The following is a 20,317-nucleotide window of genomic DNA, read 5'->3' as shown; positions in this document are numbered from 1 at the left end:
ATAAGCCCCGGCGCGGTGCGAGGGAAGCCCGCAATCATCCGCGCGACGGCGCGTCCCCGGATAATGCCCAGTCGATCGGGGCCTCATCGTGTGTTTCAAGCCATTCATTGATGCGGCTGAACGGATGCGAGCCGAAGAACCCGCGTCGCGCCGATAATGGCGAGGGATGCGCGGTTGCGATTAGCAGATCCTCGGCGCGCGGCAGGCCCGCCAGCGCTTTCTGCGCATTTGCCCCCCAGAGCAGGAAGGCAAGCGGGCGGTGGCGCTGCGCCTCGGCGACCACTTCGCGGGCGAGGCGGTCCCAGCCCCATTTCGCATGCGCCCCCGCAACGCCGGGCAGAACCGACAGTGACGTGTTCAGCAGCAGCACACCCTGACGCGCCCATCCCGACAGATCACCGCTTGGCGGGACTCCATGAACATCGTCCTGAAGTTCTTTGAAAATGTTACGTAAAGATCGCGGCAACGGTGTTTCTGGCGTTACGGAAAATGCCAGTCCGTCGGCATGTCCCGGCGTCGGATAGGGGTCCTGTCCCAGAATCACCACGCGCGCCTGATCGGGCTGCACCATGTCGAGGGCGCGAAAGACCGCGGCGGGACCGGGCAAAAAGTCTGTTTCGTCAAGCTTCCGCCGTATGTCGGGCCAGTCGCGGCTGAAAAACGGCAGGCCCGTCCAGGCTTCGGGTGGCGTCATGCGGTTTCTGCCGGGGGCACGGCGGCAGCAAGCGCGGCAAGCTTGGCTTTGGCGGCACCTGAATCGAGGCTTTCGGCGGCGATTGCCGCGCCCTCGCGCAGATCGCCCGCACGCCCCGCGATCAGCAGGGCGGCCGCAGCATTCAGGATCACGGCATCGCGATATGCGTTATGCGCCCCATCCAGAATCGCGCGCGCGGCGGCCGCATTATGGGCGGCATCTCCGCCGATGATCCCGTCGAAATCGTGGCGGGGAAGTCCCGCATCTTCTGGCGCAACGGTGAATTCGCGGATCTCGCCGTCTTTCATTTCGACAACGAAACTGTCGCCCGAAATCGCCAGCTCATCCGTCCCGTCGCTGCCATGAACCAGCCAAACATGTTCCGAGCCCATCTCGCGCAGCGTTTCGGCCATCGGGCGGCACCACGCCGTGTCAAACGCGCCGGTCAACTGGCGCTTCACGCCGGCAGGGTTCGTCATCGGGCCCAGAAGATTGAAGATCGTGCGGGTGCCGAGTTCGGCCCGCGCGGGTCCGACATGGCGCATCGCAGGATGATGAACCGGGGCCATCATGAAGCACAGGCCGGCATCGTTCAGGGCCTGCTGCGATTGGGCGGGGGTCGCCATGATATTGATGCCAAGCTCTGTCAGCGCATCGGCAGAGCCGGATCTGGACGACAGCGCCTTGTTGCCATGCTTTGCGACGGGCACATCGGCACCGGCCACGACAAGCGCCGCGGCGGTCGAAATGTTCAAGGTCTTGCGCCCGTCGCCGCCCGTCCCGACGATATCGACCGCGCCCTGCGGGGCGGTTATGCGATTCATGCGCGCGCGCATCGCCCCGGTCGCGGCGGCCATTTCGTCCACCGTTTCGCCGCGAACGCGCATCGCCATCAGCAACCCACCGATCTGGGCCGGGGTCGCCGCGCCCTCGAACAGCGCCGCGAAGGCGTCGGAGGCCTCTCCCTGGGTCAGGGGGCGTTCGGCGGCCAGCCCGATTAGCGGGCGAATATCGGTGGTCATGCGGTCACGGGCTTTCGGCAGCGGCTGAGAAAGTTGCGGATCATGGCATGACCATGTTCCGACGCGATGGATTCGGGGTGAAACTGGACACCCTCGATTGGCAGATCGTTGTGGATCACCCCCATGATCGTGCCGTCCCCGGCGCGCGCCGTCACCCGTAACACGTTCGGAAGGCTGTCGGGCGCGATGGTCAGCGAGTGGTAGCGCGTGGCCTTCAGCGGCGAGGGCAGGGCAGAGAATATGCCGGTGCCGTCATGGATCACGTCATCGACCTTGCCATGCAGAATCCGGTCGGCGCGCGTGATGCGCCCGCCAAACGCCTCTCCTATGGCCTGATGGCCAAGGCAGACGCCGAAAAGCGGAATATCGCCACGCTCTGCAACCGCGCGGATCAGCGGTACGCAGATGCCAGCCTGTGCCGGATCGCAGGGACCGGGCGAGATCACGATACCGTCAGGACGCATCGCCAATGCCTCGTCAACAGTCAGGGCGTCGTTGCGCCAGACCTTCACATCAGCACCTTCTTCGCCGAGGTAATGGACGAGGTTCCAGGTGAAGCTGTCGTAATTGTCGATAAGCAGGATCATGTCAGTCTGTCGCGAAATGGGGTGAACCCGGAAGGATCAGGTCTTATAGATGTGCGAAATGGCGCGGCGGGGCAAGCCGTCGCGCGTCACGAATGGGGCAGCAATGACAAAGGCGGACGGATTTGGACGGGGTGCGCTGCATGGCGGGCTGGTCGGCGCGGCTGCACTTGCGGCCGTGTCACTTGCCCTACCGCTGGCACCGACCGGCGATTCGGTTCGCGCTCCGGTCCCCGTCTCGGGGCAGGACGTGACCCCTTCAGTGGCGCCGCGTGCAGAGGTCGAAAGCGATACCGCTGCCGGGGCTACGGAGCCGGCGCGTGATGCCGCGCCCGGTGACGAAGGCGGCGTGTCGCAGACAGCCGCGACACGTCCGGCTAACCCCGCCGATGGGTCGGCATCCCCTGATACGCCCGCCGCGCCCGCAGCAGAGGCCGCGATCTCTCCGGCGGTGGAAACGACGCGCATGTCGCCACCGCCCGGTTCTGAATTTGCGCGCGCCGAGGATATTCCGCCGACTGCGCCCGGCGCGGGAGCGACCGATGAAAGCCTGACAGTCGCCGAAGCGCCGATTGTGGCCGCGCCCGAGACAGAGCCGAGCCCGACACCCTCGACCGCGACGGCCGCACGTCCCCAGCCGCAAAGCGAGGCGGTCAGTCCGCAACCCACGGAAGAAACGCGCAGCGATCCGACGCCACCGGCCGTTACGGTCGATCCGCCCTCGACCCGCGCGAATCCCGGCCGCGTGGCTGACCCCGGTCAGGATGCCGGGCCTGCGCTTGCCTCTCGCGCCGCGCCTGTGCCGCTGATCGAGGAAGCGGGGGCCGATCTGCCCTCGACCGAGCGCGTTCCCGAGCGGGCAAGCGTGCAGCGCCCCGGCGCACCGGTCTTGCCAGAGGCCGCGAATGTCGATGGCGTCAGCCCCGCCGCGCCGGCGACGCAGACGACCACCGTTCAGGGCGAGGCTGACCCGCCAGAGGCAGGGGCCACGCAGCAAGCCTCGTTACCCGCTTCGACGCCGGATGCGCCTGCGCAGAATTCACGGCCCGCGCCGCCCGCGCTGGAAACACCGGACCCGCGCCGCGAAACAGTGCCGGAGCCGCCCGAGCAGGCCGATACCGCGTCAGATGCAGTCGCGCCCGATGCATCTGCCGCAGCTCGCGACGATGCGCCGTCGCGCGCAGTCTCGCCAACAGCTGGCGCGGAGACCGCGCAGCTTCCGCCGCCCGAGATGGTGCTGCCCTCGACACCCCCTGCACCAGCGGCGGCACCCGCCGGGTCCGCAACGGAGCCGCCGGTTTCGCAACCGGCAACAGGCATCCCACGCGCCGGTGCCCCCGATCTGAGCCTTCCGACCATCTCTTTGCCGAGCTTGCCATGAAACCGGTTAATCCCACCCTTGCCGCCACATTTTCCCCGCCCGTGATGGAGGCGCGGCGCTGGCTTGCTTCGGCCAGCTTTCCGCCTGATCGTCCCCTCATCAATGTCAGTCAGGCGGCACCCGTAGATCCGCCGCCCGAAGACCTGCGCCGGGTGATGTCCGACGCGGCGCTGAACCGGCCAGAGGCGCATCTTTACGGGCCGGTGCTGGGAAATGACGACCTGCGCGCAACGCTCGCGCAAAGCTGGCAGCGCTTTTATGATGCGCCCGTGACACCCGGACATATCGCAATCACACAGGGCTGCAATCAGGCCTTTTGTGCGGCCATGACCTCGCTTGCCGGGGCCGGTGACGAGGTCATTGTGCCCGTGCCGTGGTATTTCAACCACAAGATGTGGCTTGCCATGCAGGGGATCAGGGCGGTTCCGCTGGCATGCGGGCAGGGCATGGTGCCGCGTGCGCAAGACGCCGCCGCGCTTATCACAGACAAAACGCGGGCGATCGTGCTTGTCAGTCCGAACAATCCCACCGGCGCAGAGTATCCGGCCGAAACGCTGAGCGCATTTTTCGACCTTGCCCGCTCGCGTGGCATCGCGCTGATCGTTGACGAGACCTATCGGGATTTCGACAGCCGCGAAGGCGCACCGCACGATCTGCGCAATCGCGATGGCGCGGACGAGACGCTGATCCAGCTTTACAGCTTCTCCAAGGTGTTCCGGCTGACCGGACACCGCGTCGGCGCTATTGTCACCGGCCCGGAGCGGCTGGTCGAGATCGAGAAATTTCTGGACACGGTTGCGATCTCGACATCGCAGATCGGCCAGATCGGCGCGGAATACGGGCTGCGCAAGATGAGCGACTGGGTCGCCGCAGAGCGGGTCGAGATCCTGAACAGGCGCCGTGCGATGCGCGAGGCGATGCAGTCCGTTCCCGGATGGGAACTTGTCTCGGTCGGGGCGTATTTCGCATGGGTCGCGCATCCGTTCGACATGGCCTCGGACGAGCTTGCCCGAACGCTTGTGCACGAGGCGGGCATCCTGATGCTGCCCGGCACGATGTTCATGCCGGACGGGCAGGGCAAGCGTCATCTGCGTATCGCCTTCGCCAATGCCGACGCCGCCGGAATAGCTGCGATGGCATCGCGTTTGGCCGATTTTACCCCCGACATCCGGGATTGATGCCGGGGCGATGATGCGGCGGGCTTGAAGCGTTCCCCGTGCCGCCCTAAAACCCTGCCGACACCATTTTAAGGATACGACGCATGACCAGCCTGCGAACCAAGGGCAAATCCACCATTGTCTGGATTCTGATGGGCTTGCTTCTGCTTGGGCTCGGCGGGTTCGGCGTCACCAACTTCTCGGGCAGTTCGACCGAAATCGGTTCCGTCGGCGAAACCGAAATCGACGGGCAGACCTATTACAACAGCCTCGACGCGCAGATCAGCAATTTCAGCCGTCAGACCGGACAGCGCCTGACGATGGAACAGGCGCGCAATATGGGGCTGGTGGATGCCGTTCGCGCGCAGCTTTTCAGCACCGCCGCGCTTGCCGAGGAAGCGCGGCAGGCAGGGATATCGGTCGGCGATCAGGCCGTGGCGGATGCGATCACGACCGCGCCCGCCTTTCAGGGACCGGGCGGCTTCGACCGCGCTGCTTATGGCGAAAGCCTTCGTCGGCAGGGAATGACCGAAGAACGTTTCGAACGCGACGTGCGCAGTGATCTGTCTCGCACGATCCTTCAAGCGGCGGTGGTCGCCGGCGTTCAAGCCCCAAAGACGCAGGTTGACCAGACCGCCGACTGGCGGCTGGAAAAGCGCGACATTTCCTGGGTGGAGCTGACCCCGGCAGATCTCGCCGCCCCGGTCAGCCCGGCCAGCGACGAGATATTGCAGGCATGGCATCAGGCCAATGCCGACCGGTTCACCTCGCCCGAAATCCGCAAGATCAGCTATATCTGGCTGACGCCGGAAATGCTGGCCGACAAGGTTCAACTGGATGACACGGCGCTGCGCGATCTTTATGAATCGAAATCCGCCGAGTACAACCAGCCCGCGCGCCGTCTGGTCAGCCGTCTGGTCTATGAAAATCAGGACGCGGCAGCGGCGGCCAAGGCACGGCTCGATGCCGGAGAGGTTGATTTCGAACAACTCGCCGCTGAACGCGGCCTGAGCCTTGCCGATACCGATCTGGGCGAGATGACCGAAGCCCAGCTTGGCAGCGCTGGTGCTGAAGTTTTCTCGGCTGCGGATAACGGCGTAATTGGCCCGGTCGAAACCGATCTTGGCCCCGCGCTGTTTTCGGTCAATGCGATCCTCGATCCTGTCAGCGTCAGCTATGAAGATGCACTTCCCGACCTGCGCGCCGAGGCCGCCGCAGACCGTGCGCGCCGCCTGATCGAAGATCAGTCCGCCGGAATCGAGGATCTTCTCGCCGGCGGCGCAACGCTGGAGCAGGTGGCGGACGAAACCGAGCTGGAACTGGGTCAGATCGACTGGTCGGATGAGGTGGAGGCTGCACCGGGCGAAATCGGCGGCTATCCGAGCTTTCGCGAACATGCGGCGGCGATCAGCGACCGCGATTTCCCAGAGCTTTTCGAACTGGAAGATGGCGGTGTCTTTGCGTTACGTCTTGACGAAATCGTGCCCCCGGCGCTGATCCCTTTCGATCAGGTTCGTGACGCAGTTGCAGCGGATTGGGCGCAGGGCGAGGCGCATCGGCAGCTTGTTGCGCTGGCAGAAGAGCGCAAGCTGGATGCAGTTTCAGAAACCATTCCCGCCATCGCTCCGGTTCATTCTGACACGGCGGCGGATAACGGTTCAGATGCCGGCGCGCAATCGCTGGCCGACCAGACCCCGGCCAACCAGGCGGCAGCGCTGGATTGGAACACCGAAACCGGCATCATGCGCGACGGGTTTATCGAGACAGCGCCCCCGAAGCTTGTCGAGGATGCGTTCAAACTTGCCGACGGAGAGACAGAGATCGTCGATGACGGCGGTCGCGTGGCCCTTGTCCGCGTTGACCGGATCGAGCCTGCCGATCTTGGGTCAGACATTGCAAAAGACGTATTGTCGAATATCGAAGACCGGCTTGGCCAGTCGCTTCAGATGGACCTTTACGACTACTTCTCGCGCGCCGCGCAGGCGCAGAACGGCGTGGTCCTGAACCAGCCCGGCATCGCTGCTGTCGAATCGCGGTTGTAATCGTGCAGACCAGCCCGAATTTCGACGATTTCGCCGCTGGCTGGGAGGCCGGGCAGAACCAGCTTCTGACAACGCGACTGGCGGCCGATCTGGACACGCCGGTCAGCCTGATGCTGAAGCTCGCAGAAGCCGCGCCGAACAGTTTCGTGCTTGAAAGCGTCACCGGCGGCGAGGTGCGCGGCCGGTACTCGATCATCGGCATGAAGCCCGACCTGATCTGGGAATGCCGCGCCGGACATGCGCGCATCAACCGCGAGGCGCGCTATTCCGACAGCTTCACCGATGACGAGCGTCCGGCGCTGGAAAGCCTGCGCGCCCTGATTGCCGAAAGCCGGATCGAGATGCCGGACGACATTCCCGCCGCTGCTGCGGGACTTTTCGGCTATCTCGGATATGACATGATCCGTCTGGTCGAGCATCTTCCGAACGTGAACCCCGACCCGATCGGGCTGCCGGATGCGATGCTGACCCGGCCTTCCGTCGTGGCTGTGCTGGATGGGGTCAAAGGCGAGGTCACGCTTTGCGCGCCGGTCTGGCATGAGGCAGGGGTGAACGCGCGCGCAGCCTATGCACAGGCGGCAGAGCGGCTGTCGGATGCGCTGCGCAGTCTGGACCGGATGCCTCATGAGCCCCGAGAGATGGGGCGTTCTGCCGAAATCGGCGCGCCGCGATCGAATTTCACCCATCAGGGCTATAAGGACGCGGTCGAGAAGGCGAAGGATTACATCCGCGCTGGCGATATTTTCCAGGTTGTCCCCGCGCAGCGTTGGTCGCTTGATTTTCCGCTGCCGCCGTTCTCGCTTTATCGCAGTCTGCGGCGCACGAACCCGTCTCCGTTCATGTTCTTCCTGAACCTCGAACCACAGGAGGGGGGCTTTCAGATCGTCGGGGCCAGTCCCGAAATCCTTGTCCGGCTGCGCGGCGGCGAGGTCACTATCCGGCCGATCGCCGGCACGCGGCCACGCGGTGCGAACGAGGCAGAGGACCGCGCCCTGGAAGCCGATCTGCTGGCCGATCAGAAGGAACTGGCGGAGCATCTGATGCTGCTGGATCTGGGCCGCAACGATGTCGGCCGCGTCGCCAGGATCGGCTCGGTCCGCCCGACAGAGCAATTCGTCATCGAGCGCTACAGCCACGTCATGCATATCGTTTCCAACGTGATCGGCGAGCTTCGAGAGGGCGAGGACGCCTTGTCGGCCTTGCTCGCCGGGCTTCCGGCAGGCACCGTCTCGGGCGCCCCAAAGGTCCGCGCGATGGAAATCATCGATGAGTTGGAGCCCGAAAAGCGCGGTGTCTATGGCGGTGCGGTCGGCTATTTTTCTGCCAATGGCGAGATGGACATGTGCATCGCGCTGCGGACTGGCGTCATCAAGGATGGGCAGCTTTATATTCAGGCCGGTGGCGGTGTCGTCTATGACAGCGACCCGGAAAGTGAATATCAGGAAACGGTGAACAAATCGCGTGCGCTGCTGCGCGCGGCGGAAGGGGCCAGCCGTTTCCGCCGCGGTAACGACTGACAGCAGCACGAGGCTTTGATCGACATTCGACCAAGAAAAAGGGCGGCTCGAAAGCCGCCCTTTCCGTGAAGGTCGTGCACCCTATCAGTTTGCCGGTGCGGGCGCTGCCGGATCGGCAGGTGCAGCCGGGTCAGCCGGGGCAGCCGGATCGGCAGGTGCCATGGCCGGATCGGCAGGCGCAGCAGCCGGGTCAGCAGCAGGTGCCGCCGGATCAGCAGGGGCCGGCGCCGGGGCAGCAGCACGCTCGCGGAAGACATATTCCGGGGCGGCTTTCGCCTCGTCCACGGTCAGCTCGGTCGTGATTTCTTCTGCATCATAGTTGATGCTGAGCTGGTCCAGCGGAACGGCGATCTGCTTTTCACCGATGCCGAGGAAACCGCCAACACCGATGATCGCAGCGATCAGCTGGCCATTGTCGGTATCGACGATCAGGTCGCGGACCTGACCGACAGCGGTGCCATCGGGCGAGGTCACATTCGCGCCGGTGATCCAATCGACACGCAGCTCGTTGCCGGCCTGCTCGCGAACAATCTTGTCGCTGCTGGCCATTTCTGCTTCGAGTGCTGCTGCTTCGGCAGCATCGGCATCAGCAGCCGCTTCGCCTTCCATCGCAGCGTCGCCTGCATCAGCAGCGGCATCCGCGCTGGCATCTGCAGCGGCGTCAGCGCTTTCTGCGGCATCGTTTGCAGCGTCGGCGGTGGCGTCCGCCGCATCCGCAGCCGCATCGCCGGTGGCGTCCGCAGCGTCAGAAGCAGCTTCGGCCGCGTCGTCTGCAGCGGTCGCGGCAGCATCTGCAGCGTCGGTTGCAGCATCATTGGCCGCGTCGGCAGAGTTCTCGGCCGCCTGCGCTGCCTGATCGGCCGCGTTTTCCGCCGGAGCTTCAGCGGTTTGCGCATAGGCGAAACCCGAAAGCGGCAGCACGAGGGCGGTGGTCAGCAAGATCTTACGCATATGATCATCTCCTCAATCATGTCACGGATGACGCATTTGCATCCGTATCGGGCAATCAATCCCGAACTGGTCGTTCGGGTTCCCTTGATTGATGTCAGTTGCGGGCCAAAATTTTCGACCGTGTAGCCTGCTTTTTCAGCAACTCTCCGGAATATGTCCTGTAATCAGATGATTACAGGATCAGTCATCGCCGCGATAGGGTCGCACATATTGCAGCGCCATGTCCCATGGGAAGAATATCCAGGTATCCTGACTGACTTCGGTAACATAGTCCTGCACCATCGGCTTACCCTTTGGTTTCGCATAAACCGTGGCGAAATGCGCCTTGGGATACATGGCGCGGATCAACTCCAGCGTGCGCCCGGAATCGACCAGATCGTCAACGACGAGGATACCGTCACCATCGCGCATCAGCTCCGTGTCGGGCTGCTTCAGGATCTGAAGATCGTTCTGGCCCGCCTCCGCGCCGACACCCTTGTAGGATTTGACTGAGATCGTGTCGATTGTGCGGATGTCCAGCTCGCGCGCGACAATCATGGCCGGGACCATGCCACCCCGCGTGACGGCGACGATGGCGCGCCATTCGCGCCCGTCAAGGCGCCAGGCGAGTGCGCGGGCGTCACGGTGAAGCTGGTCCCAGCTGACGTGGAAACCCTTTTCATGCGGCAGGCGGTCGGCGTCGGTCATTCGTTCCTCTCAGCTTTTGACGATCAGCATGATTCCCAGTGCGAATAGCGCAATCGCAGCGGTGCGGTCGATCCAGAATTTCGCCCCGAAATAGCGTCGCCGCATTGTCGCGGTCGACATCGCGATGGTGACGGTCGCATACCAGAACAGCTCGGTCGCAAGCGCCGTCGCGTAGATCGAGGTATTATCGGTCACGCTCAGCGGGCCGGGAAACAGCCGGAGGATCAGCGCGGCGTAAAACAGCGCGGGTTTCGGGTTCGACAGGTTAAGCAGAACTCCGCCGATGAAACCGCGCCCGAACTTCTTCTCGGCCGCTTCAGGCAGCGGGTGCGCCGCCCCGCGCCACATTCCATAGGCGACCCAAAGAATATAGATCCCGCCGAACAGCTTAACGGCGTGATAGACCGGCGGATAGGTCTTGAAGAGCAGCGCAAGCCCGGCAAGGGCGAACAGGCACCAGAGCGACGCGCCGAAGGCCAGGCCAAGCCCGAAGGGCAGGGCGACCTCGCGTCCGCGCGAAAAGCTGGTCTGGATCGCCGCGACAATCGCGGGGCCGGGCGACAGAAGTGCCACCGTAATCAGCCCGATCAGCGCCAGATAGGGTTCTGCGCCGCCCAGCTCAGGCGTCCTTGCGGCCAGACACGACGTCGATATCCGGCGCATCCACCGCCTTCATGCCGACAAGGTGATAGCCAGCATCAACGTGATGTGTCTCTCCGGTGACACCGCTGCCAAGGTCGGACAGCAGATAAAGCGCTGATTTGCCGACCTCGTCCTGCGTCACGTTGCGCCGCAGCGGCGAGTTCAGCTCGTTCCATTTCAGGATATAGCGGAAATCCCCGATCCCCGAGGCTGCGAGTGTCTTGATCGGCCCGGCAGAAATCGCGTTGACGCGGATATTTTCCTTGCCCAGATCCTCGGCCATGTACCGCACCGATGCCTCCAGCGCGGCCTTGGCGACGCCCATCACGTTGTAATGCGGCATCACGCGTTCAGCGCCGTAATAGGTCAGCGTCACCATGCTGCCGCCTTCCGGCATCATAGCCGCGGCGTATCGCCCGACCAGGGTGAAGGAATATACCGAAATATCCATCGTTTTCAGGAAGTTTTCGTGTGTCGTATCGACATATCGGCCGCGCAGCTGTTCCTTGTCGGAATAGCCGATGGCGTGGACGAGGAAGTCAATCTTTCCCCAGGCGTCGCCGATGGCCGCAAACATCGCTGCGACCGACTCCTCCTTCGAGACGTCGCAATCGAACAGCAGATTGCTGCCCAGTTCCTTCGCCAAGGGCTCGGCCCGTTTTTTCATCGCATCGCCCTGATAGGACAGCGCGATTTCCGCGCCCTGATCGGCGAGCGCCTTGGCGATCCCCCAGGCAATGGATTTGTCATTCGCCAGCCCCATGATGAGGCCGCGCTTGCCATCCATCAGCCCGCTGCGTTCGCTGCTTGACATGCCCCTCTCCGTCTTACCTTTTTGGCAGGATTAGGCGAAAGCCCAGGAGGCATCAAGCATGAGCGCACGAGACGGCATATTTGCAGGCGAAGATCCGTTCCTGATTGCAAGGGCCTGGTTGGCCGAAGCAGAGGCGTCCGAACCCAACGACGCCAATGCGATTGCGCTTGCAACCGTTGATGCGGATGGCATGCCCGATGCGCGCATGGTGTTGCTCAAGGACATCGAATCCTTTGGCGACGGGCAGGGCGCATTCGTCTTCTATACGAATTATGACAGCGCCAAGGGCCGCCAGATCAGCGCGACCGGCAAGGCTGCCTTCGTGATGCACTGGAAATCGCTTCGCCGCCAGATCCGTGTGCGCGGCACCGTCACGCGCGAGGACGGCCCGATAGCCGACGATTATTTCGCCAGTCGCGCGCTGCAAAGCCGCATCGGAGCGTGGGCGTCCGCGCAGAGCCGGCCGGTCGCGTCACGCGCGGCGCTGATGGTCGAAGTGGCGCGTCAGGGCGCAAAATGGGGCGTCAATCCGCCGCGACCTCCGTTCTGGGGTGGCTTTCGCATCGACCCCGTTCAGATTGAGTTCTGGAGTGACGGCGCGTTTCGCTTGCATGACCGCTTCCAATGGGTCAAGCACGTTCGCTCAGGTTCCGGGGATCAGCCGGGATCGACCGTCTGGAACGTCGAACGGTTGTCTCCGTAAACTGTATAAAATCGCATATGCTTGAAATGTATGGGCTTGCATATGCTTTACGTTACGTCAAGTTATGTATTTTGATGGGGACGGAAAGTGCTACATATGTGAGTATCCCGCGATGAGTCGGGTCAGGTGTGTTCGAATGCGTCGTGGCAATGTCCGGCGCGGAATGAAGCGGTAGTATGGCGATAGCAGACGACAGTGTTGTTCTAGAAGTCAGCGGAACGATTAAGTGGTTCGATCCGGCCCGTGGATTCGGCTTCATAATAAGCGACGAATCCGGTCCGGATATCCTGCTGCACACCAATGTCCTGCGCAATTTTGGCCAGGGCTCGGTTGCTGACCGTGCGCGCATTCATGTGCTGGTCCAGCCGACGGCGCGCGGGCTTCAGGCGGTGAAGATCATCTCGATCGAGCCACCCGAAACCGAGGGCGTTGCCCCGATCAGCGATCTGGCAGACACGCCTCCCGAAGTGTTGGCGACACTGCCATTTCAACCTGCGCGTGTGAAATGGTTCGATAAGTCAAAGGGTTTCGGCTTTGCCAATCTGTTCGGACAAAGCGGCGATGTCTTCCTTCATTGCGAAGTCCTGCGCCATTCCGGGCTGGCCGATCTCGGCGTTGGCGAGGCGGTTGCGCTGCGGGTGGTCGATGGCCGGCGTGGCCTGATGGCGGCGCAGATCGCGCCCTGGGAACGCGGCGGCAGCGACAGTTCCGGGTCGCAGGAATGACCCGCAGACCAGTGCGGCCCGGCATGATGTCGGGAAGCCTGCTGCTTGCCATGGTGCTGGGCCTTGCAGCCCCGGCTAACGCAGGGGCGACAGCGCCGGTCTGCGATGCGGGCCTTGCGCAGTTTCCAGCCGTCGGCAAGCAGGTTCGCGTTGAAATCGCCGACGACCCGGCGGAGCGTGCGCAGGGGTTGATGGCGCGCCGGAGTCTCGCGCCCGAATCGGGGATGCTGTTTATCTACGATTCGCCGCAGACTGTTTCTTTCTGGATGAAGAACACGCTGATTCCGCTGGATATGGTGTTCATGGACGATCGCGGCGTGATCCGTCACATCCATCCGAATGCAGTTCCTCTGGATCTGACTTCCGTTCCCGGCGCTGCGCCGGATGATCCTTCCCCCGAACGGCTGATGGTGCTGGAGGTCGCAGGCGGTGGCGCGGGCCGTATGGGTCTTCAGCCCGGTATGGCAATGGCCCATCCGCGACTGGATCAGAAACGCGCGGCGATTCCGTGCGGATAGGGCTTTCGCCCGCGCCGATCTGGCGCTAGAAGCAGCCCGTCGGGGCGTGGCGCAGCCTGGTAGCGCGACGGTTTTGGGTACCGTAGGCCGGAGGTTCGAATCCTCTCGCCCCGACCATCTTCCCCCATTTTTGCCGCGCGCCAGTCCAATTGATGTGGATATGGGTTTTGCAGCAAAGTTGCTCGACTTGAGTTGTTGAGACGGCGAGAGGGACTGTTTGGATGCCGATCGGCCCGCTGCAGACATTAATCGGTCTGATCTATGTGCGACCTGAAAGCTCTGAACTGCTCATTCGTGCATCGCGCATGTTTGCCATGCAGTTCGGGAAACCGCTGGACGCTACTTTCTGTCTTTCCTGCCACTCATTTGGCACTCTGGATAATCCGCAACAGCGCCCGCAGGGCTTCGGGCAACTGCCTTCGGCTGGGGTAATAGAGATGAAAGGCGGGTCCCATTGACGACCATTTCGGCAGCACTTCGACAAGACGCCCATCCGTCAACTGTGCGCGAATGCGTTCTTCCAGCGTGTAGCAGATGCCGCCGCCAGACTCCGCGAATTCGATCGTTGTCACCGTATCATTCGCGATCACCGGCCAGTCATAAGTGAAGGTGACCGTTTCGTCGCCGCGCTCAAGCTCCCAGTGATAGACCTGTCCGTTGCCCATGCGCATCGTGATGCAACGGTGGTTTTGAAGATCGTCAGGCGTGTCCATCGACGGCGCGGAAGATAGGTAGTCCGGTGATGCGGCCATGACCCAGCGAAGTTCCGGCCCGAGAGGAATGGCGATCATGTCTTCGGGCACCGTGCCGCCATAGCGGATGCCGGCATCGAAACCGTCCCTGACGATATCGACCATGCGATCATCGACCACGATTTCCAACCGCACATCCGGATAGGTCCGCGCATAATCGGCAAGCACCGGCCCGACGATCAGCCGCGCGGCATCGCTGAGAATATTGATCCGCAGATGCCCGGCAGGCCTTTCGCGATACTGGTTCAGCGCCTCCAGCCCGGTTTCGATGGCGGTGAAGCCCGCCTGAATCTCGGCCAGCAGATCCCGCCCCGCCGGCGTCAATGTCACGCTGCGATTGGTGCGGTTGAACAGGCGCACACCCTGCCGTTCTTCCAGCCCGCGCATGGCGTGGCTGACGGCCGAGGGCGACATGTCCAGCTCTTTCGCCGCCTTTCGGAAGCCGCCGGTTTCGGCGACCACCCGGAACAGGTTCAGATCGCCCAGATCGGTTCGGCTGAGACGTCGGGCCATGAGACAGCATCCAGACTTGAAGAATGTTCACATAAATAGAACATCGCGTACGATTTTAATCAACTTACCAACTGGTGCCGCCGCCGCTACCTATTCGGTCAGAAAGGCCGGCCCCAAGGCGCTGACCGAGCAGTTGGAGCATGAGCTCTGCGCAGTACTACCTGTGGCCGCGTCTCGGCCCATCTGCTGGTTCCGGGATACACATGGACACCGATGAACTTCGCCGGCGTTCAGCCAACAAGCACCAAGCCCGGTGCACCGTGGAGCGCCGCGCAGCTGCTCTATTGCTTCATCGCCCGCCTGCTACAGGAGAATTTCCACGTCATCTGCCCCGACAATGAAGTCACACCCCAACTCGGCGCCAAGCGCATGCGTTGCGCGACTGAAGACATGATCCAGAGCCGCCCTGCGCTGTCTCGCTGGCATCCCGGCTGGAAGGCACGCTTCGCCGATCGGATGACGAAGTAAGCCTGAACTCACGACAATGAAGGAGATTTCCGATGACCAACCCACTTGCCCTTGTCACCGGCGGATCGGCCGGGATCGGTCTCGAACTCGCCCGGCTTCTGGCCAGGGACGGCCATGACCTGATCATCACAGGATCGAGCGACCGGGTGAAAGGCGCTGCAGAGGAATTGCGCCAGATTGGCGTCGATGTAACACCCGTACAATCTGATCTCGCCACCGAGGACGGAACCAACACGGTCATCGATGCCGTCAAGAACAGCGGCCGCCCATTGGACATCGCCGTCTTCAGCGCGGGCATCGCAATCGGTGGAGCGTTCGTTGATATCCCGCTGGAACGTCACCTGCAGCTGATCGCGCTGAATATCATCTCCCCGGTCCGCATGGCGCATGTATTCCTTCCCGCAATGGCGGCTAACGGTGGCGGCAAGCTGCTGCTAGTCAGTTCCTTGTCGGCAACCACGCCGACGCCCTATGAAAGCGTATATGGTCCATCCAAGGCCTTTCTGACCTCGTTTGGGCACAGCATCCGCGAAGAGCTTGTCGGCACCGGTGTCCAGATCACGATCCTGCATCCCGGCGCGACGGCCACTGATTTCCACGCACGCGCGGGAATGGGATCGACCGGGTTCGGCGACAATAGCTGGAAGAATGATCCGGCTCAGGTTGCACGGCAGGGCTATGATGCGCTGATGGCTGGGACGACCAGCCTGATCGGTGGTGATGAGGCGACGCAGGAAGCCGGTCGCGAACACAAGCGAATGAGTGAAGAGGAAAAGGCCAGACGTCACGCCAAAATGGCGCGGCCCACGTGAGAGTGCTTAGGAAAATGCGTGTTGTCGGCAGACACGATCTGGCGGCAGGCGGTTCAATACAGAAGCCGCCCCCATCAGATTTCCATGAAGGGTTTTTCTGCAAGGCAGCAAACGCCAAGCCTATCGTTCGTGCGGCCTGTATTGATCTCGAACGGGACTGGTTTCTGTGTGTGACGTTGAGAGCATGTTTTGCCGGCACACCGACGGCGACAGCCGGATGATTAAGATGGCGCAGGACGAAGGCCGGTGTCGGGGATTTTACATGAATGCCGGTTTGTCGCCGTCTGTGCCAGGTTTGCTCAGCCCGATATTTCCGCCGATATCCTTGCTCGGATCTTCGAGCAGCGTCATGATATAGGCGGCAACGGCCTTTCTGGCGATTTCGGTGCCTTCGAAGGGCTCGTCGCGGGTGGTGGTTTCATAGGCCAAGTCATCCTTATCGGTCAGCCATGCGGGGCGCAGGATGGTATAGTCCAGATCCGATGCCTCGATCAGATCGGCGGCGCGGCGGAAGGGCGGCAGATAGGCACCGATCTCGCGCCGGTTCCATTCGCCGAACTTGCCCGGCACCTCGTCATAGATGCCAAGCGAAGTGACGAAGATCAGGCGTTTGACGTCCTCGGCGTCCATGGTGTCGACCAGGACGCGTGCCATGACATCCATATCGCCGGTCAGGTTGGCATAGACGATATCCTGCCCCTGCATCGCCTCGGTCAATCGGGCAGTGTCGGTCACGTCGCCCTCGACGACCCGCATGGCGGTCGTGTCGAGGTCCGCCAGCCGCGCCGCGTTGCGCAGGTAAAGCGTGGTGTTCAGGCTGTCATTGCCGCGCAGAAACGCGATGACATGACGCGCGATGGCGCCGCTGGCGCCGACGATCAGAACATTGGTCATGGGAACGTCCCTTAGATGGATTTCACTTGATCAGCAGGCCCAATGCCGGACGTGCTGGCGCTTTTGGGATTACTCGGCAGCGCTCACCTGCTTGTTCGCAACCCCCTCACCAAGGTGCTTGCGATAGAACGGGATCAGCTTATCCAGCGCAATCTTGACCGGCTCGGGCTGGTCATACAGATCGTAATGCGACCAGCCTTCGGCGACGACCAGTTCTTTCTCGGTCGAGGCCGCGCGTTCGATGATCTCGCAGCCGTCGCGATAGGCGCCAAAGGCACCGGGCTTGTCGCCGACGACGATGCACATGGGCTGGGTCATCAGCACTTCGGCCAGGTTGAATGCGTCCCAACCAACGGCAGCCGCCTGATGCGACGGGGCCGAGCGGTTCAGCCCGTTCGGCCTCTGCCCGCGCGGGGTGCGATAGTAATCCGTTGCCTCCAGAATATCTCTGTCGGTGAGGCCGGCCTCTTTGCCCGCTTCAACTGATGGGGGCAGCAGGTCATCGACCTTGACTTCAGCGCCGCGCATTTCAGCTGTGCGCTGCTTCGCCATCTCCTCCAATGCAGCGATCGGCTGCAAATTGCTGAAATTTCCGCGCATCAGACGGCCATAGTTTGCGCCAGTCACTGTGCCAAGCGCCTTGATCCGGCGCTCGATCATGGTCGCGTTGATGGCATAGCCGCCACCGCCGCAGATGCCCAGAACACCAATCCGGTCAGCATCGACGTAAGGCAGCGTCACCGCGTAATCGACCACGCGGCGGAAATCTTCGACCGCCTGAACAGGATCTTCAATGGATCGCGGCTCGCCGCCGCTTGAGCCCTGAAAGCTGCGGTCAAAGGCGATGACGACAAAACCAGCATCTGCCAGTGCGGTGCCGTAGACATTGCCCGAGGTCTGCTCTTTGCAACTGCCGATCGGGTGGGCGCTGATGATCGTCGGATAGCTGTTCGATGCGTCGAAATCCGGCGGGAAATGGATATCGGCGGCGATGTCCCAATACATATTAGGATTGCGGAATTTTACGGTTTCCATATCGGCCACCTAAAAGTTCAAGTCTGCTGTGAAGACGCGGGCGTTGCTGCCCGCGCCCATGGGCTTACTTGCCGCTCAGGTTCTTTTCGAAGAACGGGGCCAGCACGCCGACAGCCTCGGCGATTTCCTTCTCGCCGTCATACATGTCCATGTGGTTCGCGCCCTCGACGACGTGAAGGTCCTTGTCCTTGCTGGCGGCGCGTTCGAGCAGGTCGTCGCTCATCCATTTGCTGCCCGCGTCAGAGCCTGCGATCACCAGCAGGGGCTGGGTCAGGAAGGCTTCGGCTTTGTTATAGGCGTCGTAAGGGATGATCTGGTCAAGGCTACGGGCAGTCATATAGCCCGGCGCAGTCGGGTATTCGGCGCGCGGCGTGTGGTAATATTCCCAAGCCTGACGCAGTTCTTCGTTCGGCGCGTCTTCTTCCTTCATCGGGGCCAGCGGGAACTGGGCCATCTCACCACCCTTGGCATCGGCGGTCCGGGCCTCGGCGCCTTTTTCGATCATCGGCGCGGCATCGGCATCCTTGACGCTGCCATCCCAGCCATTGCGGAACATCTGGCCGATATTCACGGCGCTGACGGTGCCCACGGCCTTGATGCGCGGGTCGTTGATCGCGGCGTTGGCGGTGTAGCCCGCGCCTGCGCAGATGCCCATCGCGCCGATGCGGTTGTTATCCACGAAATCGAGCGTCGTCAGGTGGTCCAGCACAGCACTGACATCCTCGGTGCTGACGGATGGGTTTTCCGTCTGCCGCGGCAGGCCGGTGCTTTCGCCCTGATATGAGCGGTCGAAGGCGATGGTGACAAAACCCTGCTCGGCCAGCTTTCTGGCATAGGTGCCAGCGGTCTGCTCTTTCACACCGCCGCCAGGATGACTGACGATCACCGCCGGATAGGATTTCGATCCGTCGAAGCCTTCGGGGTAGTTGATGACGGCTGACATGTCGATGCTTGGATTGTTGCTGTTCTTGAAGCTGATCTTGTCCATGATGTTCTCCTTCGAGATGCGACCGACCCGGACAGTCGGACTGGTGATATAACGCCAATATGGCGCATCGCCGTTGCATGTATTAGACACTGAAATCGGCATGACCCTATCATACAGGTGATAAGTGAAGCGGGATGAACTGGCTGACCTGACCGTTTTCGTTGCGGTGGCCCAAGAAGGCAGCTTTACCCGCGCTGCGAAGCGGCTGGAGATGTCGCAATCCGCAATCAGCCAGATCATCCGGCGGCTTGAAGCGCGACTGGGGGTGCGCCTGCTGTCGCGCACAACCCGCAGCGTGGCGCCAACCGCTGCGGGCGAGCAACTTTTGCAGCGGGTTGCACCGATGCTGGACGGAATCAACGAAAGCCTCACCGCCCTCGGCCAGTTCCGCGACCGCCCCGCCGGGCGCATCAGGATCACCACGGTCGAGCACGCTGCCAAGATGATTATCCTGCCGGGTATCCGCGATCTGCTCCACGAAAACCCAGACATCAAGGTTGAATTGATCATCGATTACGGCCTTGCCGATATCGTCGCGGATCGCTTCGACGCAGGCGTCCGGCTGGGTGCCTCGGTTGCCAAGGACATGATCGCTGTACGGATCTCGCCGGATATCCCGATGGCAGTGATCGGCTCTCCTGACTATTTGGCCAATAATGCTGCCCCACGCGCGCCAGAAGACCTGCTGGCGCATCGTTGCATCAACCTGCACCTGCCTACTTCTGGCACGAGCTTTGCCTGGCCGTTGACGGGTAAAGGCAAGAAAGACATCACCACAGTCAGCGTGAAAGGCCCGCTGACTCTGAATGCCATAGACTTGATACGTGACGCCGCCCTCGATGGGCACGGACTCGCCTATCTGCCGCAGGATACCGTCCAGACAGAAATCGATGCCGGTCGCCTGATCAGCCTTCTGAACGCCCGCGTCCCGGACCTGCCCGGATATCACCTCTATTACGCCAACCGCAGAAACGCCTCACCGGCGTTCAAGCTTCTGGTCGAAGCGCTGCGCTGGCGTGGGTAGGAGATATGCGCGGAAGTTGGTGACGGCTGGTCAAGCGGCTGTTTGATGTTGGCCGAGGACATCACGCACGTGAACCCCCTGGAGAATTTAACGAAGGCGGTTCTGGCCGTGAGCCTGCCCCATTTTTCTGCGCCGACATCGACCGGGTCAGCATGTGCCATATGGCAAAACATTATGCCGCGAAGACAGGACGCTGCCAGGCCAGAACGCTTTCGAACGCGAGAACAACGAGAGATTCAATGTGGCTAAGTCGATGGTCGAGAGCTAAGCCTCGCCGGCGAATATCGACTGCTGGGGTTCCCGGAATGCATGCGCTCTGGCTTCTCGAAGGCGGCGCTTTTTCTTGCCTTCAGTACGGGTTGATTTCTTGGCGAGCAGCGCGAGAGGTTTCTCG

Annotated in this window: 21 protein-coding genes and 1 tRNA gene; 11 read left to right on the top strand and 11 right to left on the bottom strand. The window is 62.3% G+C overall.

Annotation, left to right across the window (positions count from 1 at the left end):
• Positions 1 to 34 precede the first annotated feature (34 nt).
• Genes FQV27_RS03010 through FQV27_RS03000 form a run of 3 tightly spaced genes read right to left on the bottom strand, consistent with a single transcriptional unit; the run spans position 35 to position 2,303 of the window.
• Positions 35 to 694 (bottom strand): uracil-DNA glycosylase, encoded by a 660-nt coding sequence (locus FQV27_RS03010; RefSeq protein WP_147096322.1) that lies wholly within the window; start codon positions 692 to 694, stop codon positions 35 to 37.
• Positions 691 to 1,716 carry an anthranilate phosphoribosyltransferase gene (trpD, locus tag FQV27_RS03005; RefSeq protein ID WP_147096321.1) on the bottom strand — a complete coding sequence of 342 codons (1,026 nt, stop codon included), beginning with the start codon at positions 1,714 to 1,716 and terminating at the stop codon, positions 691 to 693. Before trpD ends, FQV27_RS03010 begins: the two co-directional genes overlap by 4 nt.
• Positions 1,713 to 2,303: an anthranilate synthase component II gene (locus FQV27_RS03000; RefSeq protein ID WP_147096320.1), complete on the bottom strand. Its 591-nt coding sequence runs from the start codon at positions 2,301 to 2,303 to the stop codon at positions 1,713 to 1,715. Before FQV27_RS03000 ends, trpD begins: the two co-directional genes overlap by 4 nt.
• 103 nt (positions 2,304 to 2,406) lie before the next feature.
• Between FQV27_RS03000 and FQV27_RS02995 the strand changes: the two genes are divergently transcribed.
• From FQV27_RS02995 to trpE, 4 genes are all read left to right on the top strand, one after another.
• Positions 2,407 to 3,681, top strand: a complete 1,275-nt coding sequence (locus tag FQV27_RS02995) for a hypothetical protein (protein ID WP_147096319.1) — start codon at positions 2,407 to 2,409, stop codon at positions 3,679 to 3,681.
• Positions 3,678 to 4,859, top strand: a complete 1,182-nt coding sequence (locus FQV27_RS02990) for an aminotransferase (protein WP_147096318.1) — start codon at positions 3,678 to 3,680, stop codon at positions 4,857 to 4,859. The genes FQV27_RS02995 and FQV27_RS02990 overlap by 4 nt, the downstream gene beginning before the upstream one ends.
• A gap of 83 nt (positions 4,860 to 4,942) precedes the next feature.
• On the top strand, positions 4,943 to 6,880 hold the full coding sequence (locus tag FQV27_RS02985; protein WP_246132980.1) for a peptidylprolyl isomerase: 1,938 nt from the start codon (positions 4,943 to 4,945) through the stop codon (positions 6,878 to 6,880).
• Positions 6,881 to 6,882: 2 nt separating this feature from the next.
• Positions 6,883 to 8,397 carry an anthranilate synthase component I gene (gene trpE / locus FQV27_RS02980; RefSeq protein ID WP_147096317.1) on the top strand — a complete coding sequence of 505 codons (1,515 nt, stop codon included), beginning with the start codon at positions 6,883 to 6,885 and terminating at the stop codon, positions 8,395 to 8,397.
• Positions 8,398 to 8,481: 84 nt separating this feature from the next.
• On the opposite strand, the gene FQV27_RS02975 is transcribed toward trpE, so the two are convergent.
• From FQV27_RS02975 to fabI, 4 genes are all read right to left on the bottom strand, one after another.
• Positions 8,482 to 9,348, bottom strand: coding sequence for a PRC-barrel domain-containing protein (locus tag FQV27_RS02975; RefSeq protein WP_147096316.1), 867 nt, complete (start codon positions 9,346 to 9,348; stop codon positions 8,482 to 8,484).
• 180 nt (positions 9,349 to 9,528) lie between these two features.
• Complete coding sequence (gene gpt / locus FQV27_RS02970) at positions 9,529 to 10,035, bottom strand: xanthine phosphoribosyltransferase (protein ID WP_147096315.1); 507 nt, start codon at positions 10,033 to 10,035, stop codon at positions 9,529 to 9,531.
• Between the two features lie 9 nt (positions 10,036 to 10,044).
• Positions 10,045 to 10,698 carry a LysE family translocator gene (locus tag FQV27_RS02965; RefSeq protein ID WP_147096314.1) on the bottom strand — a complete coding sequence of 218 codons (654 nt, stop codon included), beginning with the start codon at positions 10,696 to 10,698 and terminating at the stop codon, positions 10,045 to 10,047.
• The gene (gene fabI, locus FQV27_RS02960; protein WP_147096313.1) at positions 10,655 to 11,491 is read right to left on the bottom strand and encodes an enoyl-ACP reductase FabI; all 837 of its coding nucleotides are present in this window, start codon (positions 11,489 to 11,491) and stop codon (positions 10,655 to 10,657) included. The genes FQV27_RS02965 and fabI overlap by 44 nt, the downstream gene beginning before the upstream one ends.
• Positions 11,492 to 11,549: 58 nt before the next feature.
• On the opposite strand from fabI, the gene pdxH reads away from it, so the two are divergent.
• The 4 genes from pdxH to FQV27_RS02940 all read left to right on the top strand — a co-directional run bounded on the left by pdxH (position 11,550) and on the right by FQV27_RS02940 (position 13,554).
• Complete coding sequence (gene pdxH / locus FQV27_RS02955) at positions 11,550 to 12,194, top strand: pyridoxamine 5'-phosphate oxidase (RefSeq protein WP_147096312.1); 645 nt, start codon at positions 11,550 to 11,552, stop codon at positions 12,192 to 12,194.
• A gap of 176 nt (positions 12,195 to 12,370) precedes the next feature.
• Positions 12,371 to 12,919, top strand: a complete 549-nt coding sequence (locus FQV27_RS02950) for a cold-shock protein (protein ID WP_147096311.1) — start codon at positions 12,371 to 12,373, stop codon at positions 12,917 to 12,919.
• On the top strand, positions 12,916 to 13,437 hold the full coding sequence (locus FQV27_RS02945) for a DUF192 domain-containing protein (RefSeq protein ID WP_246132979.1): 522 nt from the start codon (positions 12,916 to 12,918) through the stop codon (positions 13,435 to 13,437). Before FQV27_RS02950 ends, FQV27_RS02945 begins: the two co-directional genes overlap by 4 nt.
• 40 nt (positions 13,438 to 13,477) lie before the next feature.
• A tRNA-Pro gene (locus FQV27_RS02940) sits at positions 13,478 to 13,554 on the top strand.
• 245 nt (positions 13,555 to 13,799) lie between these two features.
• Here the strand turns inward: FQV27_RS02940 and FQV27_RS02935 are convergent.
• Complete coding sequence (locus FQV27_RS02935; RefSeq protein ID WP_147096310.1) at positions 13,800 to 14,702, bottom strand: LysR family transcriptional regulator; 903 nt, start codon at positions 14,700 to 14,702, stop codon at positions 13,800 to 13,802.
• A gap of 213 nt (positions 14,703 to 14,915) precedes the next feature.
• On the opposite strand from FQV27_RS02935, the gene FQV27_RS02930 reads away from it, so the two are divergent.
• The gene (locus FQV27_RS02930; protein WP_147096309.1) at positions 14,916 to 15,170 is read left to right on the top strand and encodes a hypothetical protein; all 255 of its coding nucleotides are present in this window, start codon (positions 14,916 to 14,918) and stop codon (positions 15,168 to 15,170) included.
• A 32-nt stretch (positions 15,171 to 15,202) separates the two neighbouring features.
• Entirely contained in the window at positions 15,203 to 15,982 is a 780-nt protein-coding gene (locus FQV27_RS02925) for an SDR family NAD(P)-dependent oxidoreductase (RefSeq protein ID WP_147096308.1), read from the top strand.
• A gap of 258 nt (positions 15,983 to 16,240) precedes the next feature.
• On the opposite strand, the gene FQV27_RS02920 is transcribed toward FQV27_RS02925, so the two are convergent.
• The 3 genes from FQV27_RS02920 to FQV27_RS02910 all read right to left on the bottom strand — a co-directional run bounded on the left by FQV27_RS02920 (position 16,241) and on the right by FQV27_RS02910 (position 18,899).
• Entirely contained in the window at positions 16,241 to 16,876 is a 636-nt protein-coding gene (locus FQV27_RS02920; RefSeq protein ID WP_147096307.1) for an SDR family oxidoreductase, read from the bottom strand.
• 69 nt (positions 16,877 to 16,945) lie between these two features.
• Positions 16,946 to 17,911 (bottom strand): alpha/beta hydrolase, encoded by a 966-nt coding sequence (locus tag FQV27_RS02915; RefSeq protein ID WP_147096306.1) that lies wholly within the window; start codon positions 17,909 to 17,911, stop codon positions 16,946 to 16,948.
• A 64-nt stretch (positions 17,912 to 17,975) separates the two neighbouring features.
• Positions 17,976 to 18,899 carry an alpha/beta hydrolase gene (locus FQV27_RS02910; RefSeq protein ID WP_147096305.1) on the bottom strand — a complete coding sequence of 308 codons (924 nt, stop codon included), beginning with the start codon at positions 18,897 to 18,899 and terminating at the stop codon, positions 17,976 to 17,978.
• 124 nt (positions 18,900 to 19,023) lie between these two features.
• Between FQV27_RS02910 and FQV27_RS02905 the strand changes: the two genes are divergently transcribed.
• Positions 19,024 to 19,923 carry a LysR family transcriptional regulator gene (locus FQV27_RS02905; RefSeq protein ID WP_147096304.1) on the top strand — a complete coding sequence of 300 codons (900 nt, stop codon included), beginning with the start codon at positions 19,024 to 19,026 and terminating at the stop codon, positions 19,921 to 19,923.
• Positions 19,924 to 20,317: the final 394 nt, after the last annotated feature.

Origin of the sequence: Paracoccus aurantiacus, assembly GCF_007993065.1 — a bacterium.
In the GTDB taxonomy this organism is placed as follows: domain Bacteria; phylum Pseudomonadota; class Alphaproteobacteria; order Rhodobacterales; family Rhodobacteraceae; genus Paracoccus; species Paracoccus aurantiacus.
The sequence above is the reverse complement of the archived record's forward strand: the minus strand, read 5'-3'. Positions and strand labels throughout refer to the sequence as shown.